The following is a 17,414-nucleotide window of genomic DNA, read 5'->3' as shown; positions in this document are numbered from 1 at the left end:
TACAAAAGTAGATATTTTTTAGAACTTCAGGTGTTTTACCGTTAAGCCGTTGTTAATTAATTGCTTCAAGGCGTCGATTCCAATCTTTACGTGAGTCTCAACATAAGATTTCGTTACGGTTACATCCGATATCTCGGTTTTTACACCTTCTGGAACCATCGGCTGATCTGATACCAATAACAATGCTCCCGTTGGAATTTTGTTCGCAAAACCGACAGAGAAGATGGTTGCAGTTTCCATATCGACAGCCATTGCTCGGATTCCTTTCAGGTATTTTTTAAATTGTTTATCATGCTCCCAAACTCGTCTATTGGTTGTATAAACTGTACCAGTCCAATAATCACGTGAATGATCACGGATGGTTGTAGAAATGGCTTTCTGTAAGGCGAAGGCTGGTAGCGATGGAACTTCTGGTGGCAGGTAGTCATTCGATGTTCCTTCACCACGAATTGCTGCTATCGGTAGGATCAAGTCGCCAACATCAATTTTCTTTTTTAACACACCTGTTTTCCCTAAGAACAGGACTGCTTTTGGGTGAATGGCGGTCAATAAATCCATTACCGTCGCTGCAACCGGAGATCCCATACCGAAATTAATAATGGTAATTCCATCTGCAGTACAGGACTGCATCGGTTTATCTTCGCCCATAATCGGTGCGTCGCCATGCATTTGGGAGAATAATTTAACATAATTGCTGAAATTCGTTAATAGTATATATTCCCCAAACTCTGCAAGTGGTCTACCGGTATAACGTGGAAGCCAATTGTTTACAATATCTTCTTTTGTTTTTAATCCGGCCTTAATTGGAGAGTTAACTTCGCGCACTTTTTCTGGGGTTTCTTCTTTTTTCTTCGTCATAATTTCATCCTTTAATAATAATCACTTTATACAAAAAACCCTCGCGTGATAGGCGAGGGTTTCAGTTTCGTTATGCTACTTGTAATTTTTTGAAGTCCGTCTTTGCAAATTTGTTCTTCGCATAATCCAAGGTAATCTGTAAAGCCTTTTCATCCGAATTGTCTTTATTGCTCGGCGTTTCAAACATGGCGTCCAGCATAATGGCTTCACAGATACTCCGTAAGCCCCGGGCACCCAGCTTGAACTCCCAAGCCTTATCCACTATGAATTCATAAACCTCCGGTTCGAAGGATAATGTTACGCCTTCATATTCAAACAATTTAATGTATTGTTTTACCAATGCATTTTTAGGCTTGGTCAGGATGTTCAATAAAGTTTCCTTATCCAATGGATTTAAATGCGTAAGAACTGGCAAACGACCGATTAACTCTGGAATCAAACCGAAGTTCTTTAAATCCTGCGGTGTGATATATTTATACAAGTTATTCAAATCAATTTCCTGATCCTCATCTTTCATTTTATAACCAACAGTTTGAGTTCTCAATCTGTTTGCTATTTTCTTTTGAATACCATCAAAAGCACCACCACAAATGAATAAAATGTTACTGGTGTTTACCGAAATCATTTTTTGATCCGGATGCTTACGTCCTCCTTGTGGTGGAACATTCACATTGGTACCTTCTAAGATTTTCAACAAGGCTTGTTGAACACCTTCTCCTGATACGTCCCTTGTAATGGACGGATTATCACTTTTTCTTGCGATTTTATCGATCTCATCAATATAAATGATACCGCGTTCTGCTGCTGCAACATCATAATCAGCTGCTTGCAATAACCTTGTCAAAATACTTTCAACGTCCTCACCTACATAACCCGCTTCTGTCAACACCGTAGCATCAACGATACAAAAAGGTACGTTCAGAATCTTTGCAACGGTTTTTGCCAATAAGGTTTTACCCGTTCCGGTTTCACCAACGATAATAAGGTTTGATTTTTCAATCTCGGTCTCATCGGAGTCAACACGTTGGTTTAAACGCTTATAGTGGTTATAAACTGCCACAGAAATTACTTTCTTAGCGTCATCTTGTCCAATAACATATTGATCTAAATGATCTTTAATCTCTTTTGGACGGATTAACTTAAGAGCAGTTTGAATAGATTTATTCTTGCGTTGCTTAAGCTCTTCCGCTAAAATCTCCCCAGCTTGTTGCACACATCTGTCGCAGATATGCGCTCCATCACCCGCAATAAGCATTTGCGCTTCATTTTTACTGATCCCGCAAAATGAGCAATGTATATCTCTATTGTTCGTCTTACTCATCGTTTTTATTTTGTTTCTTTTTTCGGAAGCAATACCTCATCGATCATACCAAATTCTTTGGCTTCAGCGGCACGCATCCAATAATCACGGTCTGATGATTTCTCAACCCAGTCATAAGTCTGGCCTGAGTGATCAGAAATGATTGTGTATAATTCTTCTTTTAATTTCATCATCTCTCGTAAGTTGATTTCCATATCCGATGCAACTCCCTGAGCGCCTCCTGATGGTTGGTGAATCATAACACGTGAGTGACGTAATGCAGCACGTTTACCTTTCGCGCCGGCTACTAACAATACCGCTCCCATTGAAGCTGCAATTCCTGTACAGATAGTCGCTACATCTGGTGAAATGTATTGCATCGTATCATAGATTCCTAGTCCTGCATAAACACTTCCGCCCGGTGAATTAATGTAAATCTGAATATCACGCTGAGCATCTGTCGATTGTAAAAACAATAACTGGGCTTGAACGATATTCGCAACCTGATCATTAATTCCATCACCTAAAAAGATAATACGGTCCATCATCAAGCGCGAAAAAACGTCCATCTGAGCAACATTTAATTGACGTTCCTCAATAATGTATGGCGTTAAATTGCTTGGGATTTGTTGTTGTAGTCTAGAAATGTAACCATCTACATGTTGGCTTCCAATTCTATGATGCTTGATCGCATACTTTCTAAATTCGTTTTTATCTATATTCATGTGGTTCCTTCTGTGCTTTAAACTACTAATATAATATTTATTTTATTATCCAAAATCTTCTTCATTAAAAGATGGCAGTTCCGTTATAAATGTAAATTTCTCCTGCTCGAAATCTATTCTACAATAATAATGCTCAATTCCATTACTGACCAAAAGAAGGGGAATTTTATAAATACTGTTATAATTTGCGATTTGTTCAAATACTTTTTCGGTAATTTTGACAGATGGAGCTTTGAATTCTGCCAAAAGTACACGGGATCCTGAACGATTAAAAATGACTAAATCACTCCTTTTCTGAAGGTCATTTAATGATAGTCCGCCTTCAATCTTCATCAATGACATCGGATATTGGTAATGCTTGTTTAGATGATTAACCCAATGTTGTCGTACCCACTCCTCTGGAGTCAACAAGAGATGCTTTTTCCGAAGCGTATCGAAAATATAATATTGATCTTGTTTTTTGAGGATTTTTGCCGGAAAAGGCGGTAAGTTCAAAGGAACTGGTCTAAACATTTACAAAATTACGAAATTTTCCGCCCTTTTCCAACAAGTAAAAGTCTCCACATTTTTGTACTTTCGTACTGCATGAATACCCAATCCATTTTATCCGATATCAAGAAAAAAAATCTTGCTCCTGTCTATCTTTTGCATGGAGAAGAACCCTATTTCATCGATCTGATAGCTGATGCTATTGAACATCAAGTCCTGGAAGATGCCCAAAAGGGTTTCGACCAAACCGTGGTCTATGGCAAGGATACTGATTTCTCCAACGTAATCAGTATGGCCAAGCGCTATCCGATGATGAGCGATTTCCAAGTTATCGTCGTCAAGGAAGCTCAGAACCTAAAATGGAAAGATGATGAACTACTCCTAAAATACCTGGAACAGCCCACTCCATCAACCGTTCTGGTCTTTGCACATAAATATAGCAAGTTCGATAAACGAAAGAAGGTATTCAAACTCATGGAAAAAACAGGCATTGTCCTGGAATCTAACAAACTTTATGAGGATAAAGTTGCTGCATGGATCAATGAGCAATTACAAGCGTCCGGAAGGAAGATTCATCCTCAGGCATCTGCATTAATGGCGGAATACCTAGGTACGGATCTTTCAAAAATTGCAAATGAAATAGAGAAACTTCAACTCAATATTCCTGCTGAAAAAGAAATTACCAACAACGATGTTGAACAGAATATAGGAATCAGCAAAGATTTCAATGTATTTGAATTAAATACCGCGCTTTCGAAAAGAAATGCGCTGAAAGCATTCCAAATTGTTGATTATTTTGCAGCAAATCCTAAAAGTAATCCAATGCCAGTGGTCATCGGTTCTTTGGGAACGTATTTTACAAAGATCTTGAAATACCATTACCTGCCTGACAAATCCTCCGCTGCAGCTGCCAAACAATTAGGAGTACACCCTTTCTTTGTTAAAGAATACGAATACGCCGCCCGAAATTTCAACAGAAGAAAAACTTTTGAAGTCATCCACGTCATCAAGGAATTTGATTTGAAATCTAAAGGGATGAATGTTGGTCATTTAACAGAAAGTGGAGACTTATTAACCGAATTAATCTATAAAATACTCAATTAACAAATGAAGATACTCTTCAGCTTTTGCTTTCTTTTTTTCATGATAAGCTTTGGTTTTAGCCAAAGCTCTTACTATACCCAATTTCAAGGCGGTGGAAATATAGGTGTTTCAAATCCTAAATATCAAGGTACATTTAATGGATACTCACTGCACTTTATCTTTGGCAAAAACTTCAATGAGAAAGCCTTTATTGGTCTTGGCTTAGGCAATGAAACGCTAAAAGGCGATTATTCAGAAAATGAAAATCAGGGCGGAGAATCCAAAAAACTTAAATATGACCGCAATCTATTCCCCATTTTTATTGATGCGAGATTTCCTTTCAAGGATTTTGCTGAAGCCTCTAGAATAGGCGTTGTTGCGAATGCAGGATATGCACCTAGCATTGGGCCCGTTTATGATAAAGGATTTTTAGGAAAAGTGGGTCTGTTCTATTTATTTGACTCCCTGAACAAAACCAAGTTTACTATTTCTGCAACTTATGTGTACCAACAATTGCATGGAAATTATTATGGTCCTACTTTTTATCATCAACATATCAACCTATCTGCAGGTATAATGTTGAAGTAGGTTTTTCTGAAAGTTTTAATTTTTTAAGAAATCCAATAGAATGTCTGGCAATGATATCTTTCCATAGAAAAAAGGATAGGAGTGCTAAGACTCTTTCCAAAAATGATTAAAAGAAAACCTATATTTTTCTCCCATATTTAATTCAAATTGCTCAGTAAATTTATCAAATATAACTTTTGCTTTGCTTTCAGATTTCAACATATACAATGCATACAGACTTTTTTCTAATGCATTTTCATTAATAGGATCGATTATTAAAATTGTTTCTGCGACGAATGATATCTGACTATAATTTCTCTTCTGGATTTGCTGATTTAGGTCTTTCTCTAATATTTCAATAATAATTTTTTCCGTTTTGGATTTTTCCTCATCTAGAATAGGGTCGTCATGTCCTAATAAAAACTTTCCTTTACGTACGATATTGTAAAAATGATCTGATATTTGACTTTCATCATTAAGTAATTCTTTATTGATTTCAAGATAATCACAGAAACATTCACTGTTAATAATCATTCGGAAGTGCCCATCTTCGAAAACAATCTCAATCCCATCAATTTCTTGGAGCACTTTTCTCAGATTATTAATTGCAACACCTCTAGAAGTTTTTACTTTATCCTTTGGCTTATCAGGCCATAACGAATGACTAAGTAATTTGGAACTTATCCCTACTTCCTTGCTGTGAAATAAAATAAGGCAAAAAACTTGTTGTAGTCTTGTACTTAGTAGGTAAGAAATATCCTTCCCCTTTCTATCAATCAGGGTGAAATCACCAAACAGATAAATACAATTTCGAGTTTGACTTTTTAAAGGAGTAGTGGGATATGTGTCGATTTCAACAACTTGTTTTGTTCTTTTTGCATGAAGAATTCGATACAATAAATAACCAAAAATTAAAATAATAATGATGCAAGCAATTGCATATTGGAAAACTACGTTATGCTTCTTTGCTATTGGGAATGAATGTAATTCCTTAAAACTAATAGCCGGAAAGTTTAGTGTATGAATTATTATTTTTGATCGAATATCATCATCAGATTCTTGAACCAAACAAATTAATTTTTTCAACTGATTATCATAGTATAGTTTGGCTCTTGTACTTATTTTATCCGAATAAATTGGAATTGAATCGCCCAATTGTTCAAACCGTCCATCTTGAAGTGAAAATTTATAAAGTTTTATTAAGGAATGAGTTAAATGCTCAGGGTAACCTAAAACAAATAAGCTGTTAGAATCTTGAATAACTAAGCCCCTTGCAGGAACAAATGGCTTTTCCTTCCAATCAATTTCCCAAAGTTTATCCACTTTATTCGTGCTAGGATTGAGACTATATAAGTCGTAAAAATACCTTCTCCCAACAATGTGTTCCCCAGATTCATTGCCCATCCCACCAAAAATAAAGACCTTATCGAATATTTTTGAGTAGCCCATTGACGTAAAATATCTTGGAAAGATTTGAGGTCCACTGGTTGAAATATTCTGTTTCCATTTATCAGTGCCTATTGTATATTCAGCGAACTTATTGCTATAAGACATATCCCCGAATCCTCCAAAGATTAATAACTTGTGATAATCATTTAGAAAGACATAGCCATGATGATTAAGCTCTTTGTTTAAATTATCGAAACTTTCAATTTTCCATTGATTATTTTCTAGGTCTAAACTTGCCATGGTTGGACCTTTATATGTGGATGAATAAAAAGTTTCATACACATATAATTTGTTGTTTGAAGTATCAATAAATGTATTTCCACGATGTATCTTAACTGGGCAAGGACTGGAGAATTTGATTTTTTTTAGTTCCGAAGTTTGAAGGTTAAAAATTTGAAGGCTATCTCGATTAAAGTAGTAGATTGATTTGGTTTTCGAATTGTATTCAGAACCAGATTCTGAAGAAAATGAAGTAATAAGTCTTTTTTGCCAATGATAAGAATTATTGGATAACCAAATCCCATTATTTACTTCCCCTATTATATCTCCTCTTAAATTATGTAATAAGGTTCCTTTACTTTCCTTAAAAGGGATATATGTTTCCTTTTCACCGTTTCCCAATTTTAGATTTCTAATTGACATGGATGGAACATCAATCATATAATCACTTTTTCCAAAATATATGGTCGGTGTGTAAGGAATTGAAAGATTTGCTTTTGCTACTTGAGGTCTTTGATTAGAAATTTGCAAAATCACTTCCTTGTTTTCTAAATCAAATTTTATTTTAATTGGTATCCAACTGCCAATACTTAATTTTTCACTGGATAGTTCTGATGTTATTAAACTGAATTTGCCCTCTTCATTTAATCTAAAGATTGCTTTGTTGTTCTCCTCATCAAAATAAAGATTGAAAATTGGAGAATCTTCCTTTTCTTTTATCCTAAAAATATAACCAACTGCTGAGTTTTTGGAAATGTTTATTTCAAAGGAAATTTCAAAATACTTATAAGACTCAAAAAATTTAGACGGATAAATTTTTAATGAAGTCCTTTTTTCAATTGCTTGATCCCCTGCAACAAATTTCAACCCTTGACCAATCGATTGCTTGCAAAAAATAACAAAGAGGGTTATCAATAAAACCTTAATAATTCTTTCAGTTTTTTGACGTCTGGCAATATATCTTAAAATTGCTGGCATAAAGGGTTATAAGTATCGGTCTGACTAATTACCAAATATAACTAGAAAATAAATAAGAGGTATAAAACCGATTTAGCTAAACATTTATATAATGTAATTATAAGGTAAATGTTACAGTTATAAACTTGGGAATTATATATGGGTTAATGTTTTTTATTTGGGTTAATGGGGCTTTTTTAACCCAAAAATTAATCCTATTGCATTTATATTGTTTATGAATTTACTGACCAAATAAATTCAAGCTTTATAAATTGAACAAAAACCTATAATAATAAATAAATCTTTATATCAATTTTTTAACTAGCTAATTATGAATGTTCTTTTTTGTAATAGGAGTCCATTGCTGGGGATCTTGCTTGTACTATTTCTATGTACAATTTCTAGCGATTTATGGGCTCAGAGTCAAGTTTCAGGGACTGTAACTAACTCTTCTGGACAACCTATAAGCGGGGTCACTGTTTTAGTGAAGGGGTCTTCTCCTCAAATAGGAACCAGTACGGATGAAGATGGAAAATTTACTTTGCAAACTCCTGCAGAGGCTGTTTTAAGGTTCTCCTATGTAGGCTATGCCACATTGGAAGAGGCAGTTTCCAATAGATCCCAAATCAATATCGTTTTACAAGTTGATGATTCTGCATTAGATGAAGTAGTCGTTGTTGGATATGGTACACAGAAAAAAGTTACTTTAACTGGTGCCGTTTCTGGGGTGAAAGGTTCAGAAATGAGAGTTACAAAAAATGAAAACCCTCAGAATATGCTTGCTGGAAGAATTGCCGGAGTACGTGTTTGGCAAAAAAGTGCTGAACCTGGATCTTACCGAGCAAATTTTGATATCCGTGGTATGGGTGCTCCCTTAGTCATCATTGATGGAGTTCCAAGATCTATTGAAGACTTTCAACGATTAAATCCTAATGATATTGATGATGTATCGGTCTTAAAAGATGCCTCTGCATCAATTTATGGAGTTCGATCAGCAAATGGGGTCATGTTAGTTACCACACGAAAGGGGAAGGAAGGAACAATTTCTGTTGGTTATAATGGCTCCTTTACTTTTCAAAGACCATCAAATATGCCATATCTGGCCAGTGCGGTTGATGCTATGACAATATATAATGAAAGGGCTATGAATAATATAAATGGAGGATCTATTATTTATACTGAAAAAGATTTTGAAGAATTTGCAAATGGAACTCGCAGATCATCTGATTGGACCTCATTAATATTTTCCGAAACTTCTCCTCAAACTGCTCATGATTTAAGTATTTCGGGTGGTAGCAACAAAACTCAATATTATATTGGTGGCGGATATTCCTATCAACAAGGTTTTTTTAAAACTGGAGATTTAAACTACAACAAATTCAACCTAAGGTCTAATATATCAACACAGATTGTTGATGGTCTAAAATTGGATTTGAATATTGCAGGAATGGCCGATCAACAAAATAACCCATACACAAGTGCAGTTGAAATTATCCGTAATTATTGGAAACAAGGAATGCTTTTTCCTGCGTATGCAGATCCAGAAAATACACTGTTGAATTATGAAGGTCTGGACCTGGAACAAAATACTGTCGCCATGATAGATTCTGATATTTCAGGATACAGAAAGTTCAAGAAAAAAACACTTCAAACATCAGCAGCATTAAACTATGATTTTGGTACTATTTCTGAATCCTTACAAGGATTGTCCGCAAAAGCATTACTTTCTTATGATTATAGAACCGATAATAATGGTATTTACAGGAAAGAATATTTTCAATATGCTTTAGACCCAATCAATAATACCTACAATCAAAAGTTATTTGATTTAAGTAGTCCAAATAGATTAAGAAGAGAGTTTTTTGAGAAACAACAAATCCTGAGTCAATTTACTCTTAATTATAACAGACTCTTTGATTCTGGTCATCAAGTAGGTGCTGTCCTTGGTTGGGAGACACAGAAAAATGACGGAGATAACTTCTATGGAATGAAGAATTTAGCTTTTGGGTCGGATATACTTTTGTCAGGTGTTGAAGATGGGCAAATGACATCTATGTCGGGGTCCTTAGCAGATTATTATGACGAGGCAAAACAAGCTGCTTTAGGCCGATTAAATTATGATTACAAAGGCAGATACATTGCTGAATTTCAATTTCGTTATGATGGTTCCTCTAGATTTGCAAAAGGTCACCAATGGGGATTTTTTCCATCGGGATCAGCAGCATGGCGTATCTCTGAAGAGCCTTTTTTTAAATCAATTGATGCATTAAAATTTATCAACCAATTTAAAATACGTGCAAGTTATGGCGTTTTAGGTGATGATTTATCTAGTGGCTGGGATTTTGGCTGGGTTCCAGGATATAATTATCCCGCAACTTCAGGGAATGCCGAAAATGGGTATTATAATCAATATGCTCCTGGATATATTTTTGGAGATAAATTTGTCACCGGGGTTACTCGAAAGGCAATTGCTAATGAACTCCTAACTTGGTATAAAGCTCAAACTTTTAATGTTGGGGTAGATTTTGATGCTTGGAATGATAAGTTTGGATTTACATTGGATTATTTTGATCGAAGAAGAACAGGATTATTCCAAAGACGAAACGGCCTTTTCCCAACAGTAATCGGAGCTATTGCACCAATGGAGAATGCAAATAGTGACCAGCATTATGGTCTTGAATTAGAATTACGCCATAGAAACCAAATTGGCGAATTTGGTTATAGCGTAAAAGCAATTGCAACAATTACAAGAAATAAATATCTAACTGCAGTTCAAAATGGTCCTTATAAAAACTCCTACGATAGATGGAGAAATGACAATTTCAACAACAGGTATCAAGGATTCCAGTTTGGATATGAAGCAGATGGTCGTTTTATGGATTGGAATGATATCAGAAGTTTCCAACTCTATAAGGAAAGAGATGTGCTCCCAGGTGACTATAAATATATGGATTGGAATGGTGATGGAGAAATCTCGGGATTAGATGAGCACCCTTTCGCTTTCGATCAAACCCCTTGGTTGAATTATAGCACAAATCTGCAAGCAAATTACAAGAATTTTGATATTTCTGCACTATTCCAAGGTTCTGCTTTAGGTTCTATGGAGTATAAAGAACCATTATTTGCTATATGGGGTTCTAATGGTGGAGGTACATTAACTCAATATCTAGACCGATGGCATCCTGTTGACCCGACAGCAGATCCTTATGATCCTTCCACAGAATGGGTGCAAGGCTATTATGCATTTACTGGAAGATATCCACGAGCAAATTCTGCATTTAATAGAGTTAGTACAGCTTACCTTAGGTTAAAAAGCTTAGAGTTGGGCTATTCACTTCCTACATTCAATAAGTATCCCAATATGAGGTTACGAATATTTGCGAATACCTATAACTTATTTACAATTACTGCAGTGAAGTTTGTCGATCCTGAACATCCTGATGATGATTTAGGACGTATGTATCCATTGAATAAGACCTATACGATGGGTGTTTCAATGACTTTTTAATTAAGTGTGGTTAAATTAAGAAAAATGAAAATGAAAAGATTAATGATCATTTTGGCGTTAGCAGGTTCTTGTAGCATGCAATCATGTGTTGACTTGGATATTACGCCTAAAAATATTGTCACAGATAATGAATTGTTGAATACTCCTGCAGGAATGGATATATATCTAGCCAGAATTTATAGTATGATGCCTTTCGAGGATTTTAAATATACTGCTGAATGGGGATTCGAATATAATGGTTGGTTAAACTCGGTAGGGATAGAAGGAACGGGTGAAGCAGTAAATCGAGATGGTGTGACCACCTCATTCAGAGGTGAGAGAACTCCTTACTGGGGTAGGGCTTTTGAAACTATTAGAGATGCAAATCATCTCATTGAAAATTTGCCGAAATACAAAGATAATTTTAGTGAAGAATTGTATAACCATTATTTAGGAGAAGCATATTACATAAGGGCTACCGTCTTTTATACGTTAGCAAAAAGATTCGGAGGAGTTCCTCTAGTCACTAAATTAATTCAATATCCAGGAACAGCTGAAGAAATGGAAGTTCCAAGAGCTACTGAAGAGGAAACATGGAATCAAATTTTAGCAGACTTTGATCAGTCTATTTCCTTGTTAATGACAAAAAGTCCTAAAGCTGGATATTCAAATAAATATGTCGCTCTTGCATTCAAATCTGAGGCTATGCTCTATGCAGGATCTGTCGCAAAATATAATCAAAGTGTTTCAGGAAGATTAACGGGTATGGGACGTAAAACAGGGGTTCGTGTTATTGGTTTTGCTGAAAATTCGTGGCAATCTGCTTCAAAGAAATATTTTTCTGAAGCTTATAAAGCAGCCCGAGAAATCATGAAGGATGGCGGATACTCACTGTACAAAAAGAAATGGGCAGCAAATGACCCTGATGCACAATATCAGAATATGCTTGATATGTTCAGTGATTTAAGTAGTCCAGAAAATATTTATGTCAAGGAATATATTTATCCAACTGCTACCCATGCTTTTGATGGATATAATCTTCCATTTACTTTTAGAGCTCCTTTATCTGCGGGAACATGTCCAACTTTAGACTTTGTTGAACTATTTGATGGTTTCGATAGATATCCAGATGGCAGTATTAGGGTAACAACTGGAAATAATAATACTTCTGGCGATTATATAATGTATGATAGCCCATTAGAATTCTTTAAAAATGCTGAACCTAGACTTAGGGCTTATGTTATTTTTCCAAATGATGAATTCCGAGGAAAAGAAATTGAAATAAGAGGAGGGATTTTTACTGGGAATACACCAATAAAACCATTCTTCAGTAATTATTCCTATAATACTGCTGATACTAGATATCAGAACCTAGATATTTATGCAAAGTCTCCAAAAACTCTTTATCTAAGTCCCAGAGAGGGAAATCGACAAGAAATTGTAGAGTATAATGGGAAGCAGATGACTGCAGCAGGTGCCGAAGGTCCATTTTATGATAATGCTGAAGCTACTGTCACGGGATTATATTTACGAAAATGGTTAAATCCAAGTCCAACTGCTGAACCTGGTGAAGGAAAATCATCACAACCATTTGTATTAATGCGTTATGCAGAAGTTTTGCTAAATGCTGCAGAGGCAGCTGTAGAAATGCAACTTGCTGGTGTAGCATCTTCAGATGGAAGCAATTTAATGCAGGTGGCTTCAGATGCTATCAATGAAATCAGAGAAAGAGCTGGAGCTGTCAAGTTAAGTTCCAATTTAACAGCTGATGTTAATGGTAGAAATATTGTTCGAAAGGAACGTAGAAAAGAACTTGCATTTGAAAACAAAGCAAAATGGGATTTGCGTCGTTGGAGGGTTTCTCATTATGAAGGTAGGGATGGATTCTGGGGTGAAACCAGAGATAAGAACAAATATAGTAACAATGAAAACTTCCGGTTCCGAGGATTATACCCATTCTTTTCAACCAAATCTGGTAAATATTTTTATGACGCTAGATTTCAATGGGTAGCATCAAAGACTTTTGCTTACACTCCAATTGATTACTATTTCGAAATCCCTAGTGGAGAAGTCGCCAAAAGTGAATTCATTGATCAACAACCTAATAGATAGATACTCATTTAAGAATTATGAAAAAGATAAAATTGATTGGGCTATTTGCCCTAATTATATTGATTAGTTCATGCAGTATGTTTGAACGAGATAATTTTGATGCGCCAGATGTAACATTGGAAGGGGAAGTCGTGGATGTCTTAACTGGAGATAGAGTTCTTACAGATCAAGGTGGTGAAGGAATTCGAGTTAGATTAACTGAATTGAGTTGGGGAGATAATGTAGAACCAAATCCTGATTTTTATTGTATGCCTGATGGAACCTTTCGAAACAGTAAATTGTTTGCAGGAAAGTATCATATTACTGTTGACGGTCCTTTCGTACCATTATTAAGAAAAGATGCAGATGGTAAGGAATTAGCTGATGAAAGCTTGGTAATGGACTTGAGCGGAAATGTAAAAGTTAAATTTGAGGTACAACCATTTCTAAAAGTTGAGTGGGTAGGAGAACCTACAGTAAAAGATGGAAAAGTTACAGCTAAGGTAAAAGTAACAAGGGCAGTTTCTCCAGCTGATTTTAAAACTAAAGTTAGTCCTATGGGTAATTATTCTGATGACTTTCTAAATATGACTGATATTCAGTTTTTTGTTAGTTATTCTTCATCCGTAGGCTATCGAGCTAGAGATGAACGATGGTCAAGTAGGCTTGACTATGCAGGAAAAACATTTGATCCTTTATTTGGTGAAACAATTACACTTGTGTCAAGTGGTGAAATCCCAAATGGAAGAACTGTTTATGTCCGCGCTGCCGCTAGAATTAACTTTGATACTCCTACTGGTAGTGGAACTAAAAGATGGAATTATAATCAGGCTAAAGAAGTCTTAATTAAGTAAATTGTTAATTTTTTAAACTGTAAATTATGTCAAAATGGAAGAAAAATGCATGCTTTTATTGTTTATTGCTGCTTTCGATTCAAACTTTTGCACAGACAAAAGATCCTGTAAAAACTACCTTTCAAACTTCAAGAGAATGGAGACCAACAATTGATAATAGGGCAGATGCTGTTATGATATATGGTGTTGGTGGAAATCCTTCTGACAAATCCAAAAGGATACCTTTTGAAGAAAGGGTAAAATCTTGGCGCGATCGCGGCTATATTACTCATTTTATGACTGGAATAGCTTGGGGGGAATATCAAGATTATTTCACTGGTCAATGGGATGGTAAATGGCATTTGGATGAAGGTCAAGTTACCCAAAACCAAGATACAATCTGGCATGGTCATATGGTTCCTTATATTGTTCCAACAGAGAATTTTTTAAATTATTTAAAAGAGAGACACGTAAAACCTGTAATAGATGCAGGCATTGATGCAATCTTCATGGAAGAGCCTGAATTCTGGGCGAGGGCAGGCTATAGTGAATCATTCAAGAAAGAATGGAAGAAATATTATGGATTTGATTGGAGACCACAACATGAATCCCCTGAAAACACCTATCTCTCAAATAAATTAAAGTATTGGTTATACTATAATGCTTTAAATGAAGTTTTCACTTTCGCGAAAGAATATGGAAAGTCTAAGGGTATGGATGTGAAATGTTATGTTCCAACTCACTCTTTAGTTAACTATTCCCAATGGAAAATTGTTTCTCCAGAAGCGAGTTTGGCTTCACTTCCTGTTGTTGATGGTTATATTGCTCAAGTATGGACTGGTACTTCAAGAGAACCTAATTTCTTTAATGGCATTGAAAAAGAGCGAGTATTTGAAACAGCCTACCTGGAATACGGATCAATGGAATCAATGACTGCACCAACCGGTCGAAAAATGTTCTTTTTAACAGATCCTATTGAGGATTGGCCAAGAGATTGGAAGGATTATAAAAAGAATTATCAAGCCACTTTTACAGCTCAATTATTATATCCTAATATCGCTGATTTTGAAATTATGCCTTGGCCAGAAAGGATATACGAAGGATTATATAAAACTGACCCTAATAGTGATAAAAAAGAAAGAATTCCTAGACATTATTCTACTCAAATGCAGGTAATGATTAATTCCCTTAATCAGATGCCATTAAGTAATAATAAACTTTCAGGTAATGAGGGAGTATCTATTTTAATGTCAAATTCTCTAATGTTTCAAAGGTTCCCAGTCCATGCAAGTTATGATGATCCGCAATTAGCAAATTTTTATGGATTAGCACTTCCCTTTCTAAAGCGTGGCGTGCCTGTAAAAACAGTTCATATTGAGAATGTGGGATATAAAGAGGCTTTGGCCAATACTAAAGTTTTATTAATGACTTATTCAAACATGAAACCATTGGAGGAAAAAGCTCATGAACACCTCGCAGAATGGGTAAAAGCTGGAGGGCAATTAATTTTTTGTGGCACTGACGAGGATCCCTTCCAAACTGTACAAGAATGGTGGAATACAAATGGAAAGGATTTCTCTGCACCTTCTGAACATCTTTTTGGTTTGATGGGAATGAAAGGAAGTCCAAAAGATGGAAATTATTCCTTTGGTAAAGGAACTGTTCAAATTATCAGAACAGATCCAAAAGAATTTGCAATAAAATCTAATAACAGTCAAAAATTAATAAAAGCTGTTGAGGAGAGATATGAAAAATCTGGTGCCGGAAAATTAAAATATAAAAATAATTATTATCTACAAAGAGGACCTTTTGAATTGATTGCTGTCTTAGATGAAAGTATCTCTAATGATAATTACACATTGAAAGGAACTTTGATAGATCTTTTCGATCCAACACTTCCAATTTTTACTTCAAAAACTATCTCTCCAGGGGAACAAGGTTATTTCTTTAATGTTGATTTAATAAAGGATAAAACAAAACCTCAAGTTTTAGCCTCAGCTAGTCGTAATTATGAAGAGGTTAGAGGGAAAAATGATTACTCATATCTTGCTAAAAGTCCAATTGAAACAAGTAATATTTCAAGAGTCCTTCTTCCAAAACAACCAAAAAGCGTAAAAGTTAATAATGAAGAAGTTTTTCAAGTTAAGAATTGGGATACTAAATCCAATACATATTTAATTGGGTTTGAAAATAGTCCTGAAGGTGTGAAAGTTGAATTTCAGTGGTAATTATTGAATGTTGTTAGTTAGAATAAATAATGGATTTGGGTAGCTTTTGCTACCCATTTTTTTTGAATACCAATTCCTCTCCTTCTTCCTTTCTTCGTGTTTCAGTCGTGTTTTGCTCGTGTCTCATCCGCACCTCGGTATGACATTATCCACAGCTCGTCCGCTTGTGAGCGGACGAGCTCCGGATGACTTTTGGACAAGCTGTGGACGAGACACGAGCAAAACACGAGCAATACACGAGGAAAACAAAATCGCAGTCAATCATATTATTGAATTAATAAGTATTAAATAAATCAAAACACTCAAGGGCTATGGAATTGGAAAAAGATAAACTCGATGTGCAATTAGGCACAGAACTAAATCCGAAAGGTCTTTTTATAGAGGTTACAGAAAATGGACCTTATGTACTACATGGAACGACGAAAATTATACAACAATTCATCGTTGCGAATTCTCAGGGTATTTCGGTTGCTTATAAAGAGGGTAAGCAATTTCAATCCGATAAGGAAACCTATCTATGTCGGTGTGGTTTATCTAAAAATAAACCTTACTGCGATAATTCTCATTTAAAAGCCAAAGAAAATGGGGTAGACTTAACAGAAACGGCGTCTTTTAAGCCTGAATTTACAACTGTTGAAATTATTGAAGGTCCTATTGTTTCACTGAGTGATGATGAAAAGCTATGTGCATTTGCTCGATTTTGCGATAATGGGAAAAGGATTTGGAATGAGGTTAAGGAAACGGATCATCAGTCGGTTGAATTGAGTGTAGGTATGGCCCATCGCTGTCCATCAGGTAGGCTTATTGTTTGGGATGGTGGTACACCAATTGAGGATAAAGATGTCGAACCGACTGTAGGGCTAATCGAAGATATGCCTAATCAATGCAGTGGACCTATTGCCTTGTGGGGAGGCATTCCGGTTAAAAGTTCAAATGGGAATTATTTTGAGGTGAGGAATCGGCAGACCTTATGCCGCTGCGGTCAATCCTCCAATAAACCATTTTGTGATGGTACCCATTCCTCCATGGAGTTTCAGGATGGATTGGATACTGAGCCTGCAGAAAATGCTAGGATATTTTAATTGAAAAAGGCCCATTTTTTTGAATGGGCCTTTTCTATGATATTTC

13 protein-coding genes are annotated in these 17,414 nt (G+C 35.7%); 8 read left to right on the top strand and 5 right to left on the bottom strand.

Going from position 1 to position 17,414, the window contains the following annotated elements; genetic code table 11:
• Nucleotides 1-18: 18 nt before the first annotated feature.
• From E0Y80_RS15895 to E0Y80_RS15880, 4 genes are all read right to left on the bottom strand, one after another.
• On the bottom strand, nt 19-858 hold the full coding sequence (locus tag E0Y80_RS15895; RefSeq protein WP_156308661.1) for an AMP nucleosidase: 840 nt from the start codon (nt 856-858) through the stop codon (nt 19-21).
• 70 nt (nt 859-928) lie between these two features.
• A complete protein-coding gene (gene clpX, locus E0Y80_RS15890) occupies nt 929-2,179 on the bottom strand; it encodes an ATP-dependent Clp protease ATP-binding subunit ClpX (protein ID WP_156308660.1) in 1,251 nt (416 codons plus the stop codon).
• Nucleotides 2,180-2,184: 5 nt separating this feature from the next.
• Nucleotides 2,185-2,883 carry an ATP-dependent Clp endopeptidase proteolytic subunit ClpP gene (clpP, locus tag E0Y80_RS15885; RefSeq protein ID WP_156308659.1) on the bottom strand — a complete coding sequence of 233 codons (699 nt, stop codon included), beginning with the start codon at nt 2,881-2,883 and terminating at the stop codon, nt 2,185-2,187.
• Between the two features lie 45 nt (nt 2,884-2,928).
• Nucleotides 2,929-3,396: a type I restriction enzyme HsdR N-terminal domain-containing protein gene (locus E0Y80_RS15880; protein ID WP_156308658.1), complete on the bottom strand. Its 468-nt coding sequence runs from the start codon at nt 3,394-3,396 to the stop codon at nt 2,929-2,931.
• A 72-nt stretch (nt 3,397-3,468) separates the two neighbouring features.
• On the opposite strand from E0Y80_RS15880, the gene holA reads away from it, so the two are divergent.
• Together holA and E0Y80_RS15870 are read left to right on the top strand one after the other, a co-directional pair.
• Complete coding sequence (holA, locus tag E0Y80_RS15875) at nt 3,469-4,476, top strand: DNA polymerase III subunit delta (RefSeq protein ID WP_156308657.1); 1,008 nt, start codon at nt 3,469-3,471, stop codon at nt 4,474-4,476.
• A gap of 39 nt (nt 4,477-4,515) precedes the next feature.
• Complete coding sequence (locus E0Y80_RS15870) at nt 4,516-5,043, top strand: hypothetical protein (RefSeq protein WP_156308656.1); 528 nt, start codon at nt 4,516-4,518, stop codon at nt 5,041-5,043.
• Nucleotides 5,044-5,127: 84 nt separating this feature from the next.
• Here E0Y80_RS15870 and E0Y80_RS15865 read toward each other — a convergent pair whose 3' ends face one another.
• Nucleotides 5,128-7,668: a Kelch repeat-containing protein gene (locus E0Y80_RS15865; RefSeq protein WP_156308655.1), complete on the bottom strand. Its 2,541-nt coding sequence runs from the start codon at nt 7,666-7,668 to the stop codon at nt 5,128-5,130.
• A 310-nt stretch (nt 7,669-7,978) separates the two neighbouring features.
• Between E0Y80_RS15865 and E0Y80_RS15860 the strand changes: the two genes are divergently transcribed.
• The 6 genes from E0Y80_RS15860 (at nt 7,979) to E0Y80_RS15835 (ending at nt 17,368) form a co-directional block, all read left to right on the top strand.
• Complete coding sequence (locus tag E0Y80_RS15860) at nt 7,979-11,155, top strand: SusC/RagA family TonB-linked outer membrane protein (protein ID WP_156308654.1); 3,177 nt, start codon at nt 7,979-7,981, stop codon at nt 11,153-11,155.
• Between the two features lie 24 nt (nt 11,156-11,179).
• On the top strand, nt 11,180-13,246 hold the full coding sequence (locus E0Y80_RS15855; RefSeq protein WP_197091631.1) for a RagB/SusD family nutrient uptake outer membrane protein: 2,067 nt from the start codon (nt 11,180-11,182) through the stop codon (nt 13,244-13,246).
• A 17-nt stretch (nt 13,247-13,263) separates the two neighbouring features.
• The gene (locus E0Y80_RS15850; RefSeq protein WP_156308653.1) at nt 13,264-14,079 is read left to right on the top strand and encodes a DUF3823 domain-containing protein; all 816 of its coding nucleotides are present in this window, start codon (nt 13,264-13,266) and stop codon (nt 14,077-14,079) included.
• A 26-nt stretch (nt 14,080-14,105) separates the two neighbouring features.
• Complete coding sequence (locus E0Y80_RS15845) at nt 14,106-16,286, top strand: hypothetical protein (protein ID WP_156308652.1); 2,181 nt, start codon at nt 14,106-14,108, stop codon at nt 16,284-16,286.
• Nucleotides 16,287-16,425: 139 nt separating this feature from the next.
• Nucleotides 16,426-16,578, top strand: coding sequence for a hypothetical protein (locus E0Y80_RS15840; protein ID WP_156308651.1), 153 nt, complete (start codon nt 16,426-16,428; stop codon nt 16,576-16,578).
• 19 nt (nt 16,579-16,597) lie between these two features.
• Nucleotides 16,598-17,368, top strand: a complete 771-nt coding sequence (locus tag E0Y80_RS15835) for a CDGSH iron-sulfur domain-containing protein (RefSeq protein ID WP_197091630.1) — start codon at nt 16,598-16,600, stop codon at nt 17,366-17,368.
• Nucleotides 17,369-17,414: the final 46 nt, after the last annotated feature.

Origin of the sequence: Sphingobacterium endophyticum (genome assembly GCF_009733535.1) — a bacterium.
GTDB classification, from domain to species: Bacteria; Bacteroidota; Bacteroidia; order Sphingobacteriales; family Sphingobacteriaceae; genus Sphingobacterium; species Sphingobacterium endophyticum.
This window is presented reverse-complemented; position numbering and strand designations above follow the sequence as displayed.

Coding starts and splice junctions, on each gene's coding strand:
- E0Y80_RS15895 (WP_156308661.1), bottom strand. CDS start 858: ATGACGAAGAAAAAAGAAGAAACCCCAGAAAAAGTGCGCGAAGTTAAC.
- clpX (WP_156308660.1), bottom strand. CDS start 2,179: ATGAGTAAGACGAACAATAGAGATATACATTGCTCATTTTGCGGGATC.
- clpP (WP_156308659.1), bottom strand. CDS start 2,883: ATGAATATAGATAAAAACGAATTTAGAAAGTATGCGATCAAGCATCAT.
- E0Y80_RS15880 (WP_156308658.1), bottom strand. CDS start 3,396: ATGTTTAGACCAGTTCCTTTGAACTTACCGCCTTTTCCGGCAAAAATC.
- holA (WP_156308657.1), top strand. CDS start 3,469: ATGAATACCCAATCCATTTTATCCGATATCAAGAAAAAAAATCTTGCT.
- E0Y80_RS15870 (WP_156308656.1), top strand. CDS start 4,516: ATGATAAGCTTTGGTTTTAGCCAAAGCTCTTACTATACCCAATTTCAA.
- E0Y80_RS15865 (WP_156308655.1), bottom strand. CDS start 7,668: ATGCCAGCAATTTTAAGATATATTGCCAGACGTCAAAAAACTGAAAGA.
- E0Y80_RS15860 (WP_156308654.1), top strand. CDS start 7,979: ATGAATGTTCTTTTTTGTAATAGGAGTCCATTGCTGGGGATCTTGCTT.
- E0Y80_RS15855 (WP_197091631.1), top strand. CDS start 11,180: ATGAAAATGAAAAGATTAATGATCATTTTGGCGTTAGCAGGTTCTTGT.
- E0Y80_RS15850 (WP_156308653.1), top strand. CDS start 13,264: ATGAAAAAGATAAAATTGATTGGGCTATTTGCCCTAATTATATTGATT.
- E0Y80_RS15845 (WP_156308652.1), top strand. CDS start 14,106: ATGTCAAAATGGAAGAAAAATGCATGCTTTTATTGTTTATTGCTGCTT.
- E0Y80_RS15840 (WP_156308651.1), top strand. CDS start 16,426: ATGACATTATCCACAGCTCGTCCGCTTGTGAGCGGACGAGCTCCGGAT.
- E0Y80_RS15835 (WP_197091630.1), top strand. CDS start 16,598: ATGGAATTGGAAAAAGATAAACTCGATGTGCAATTAGGCACAGAACTA.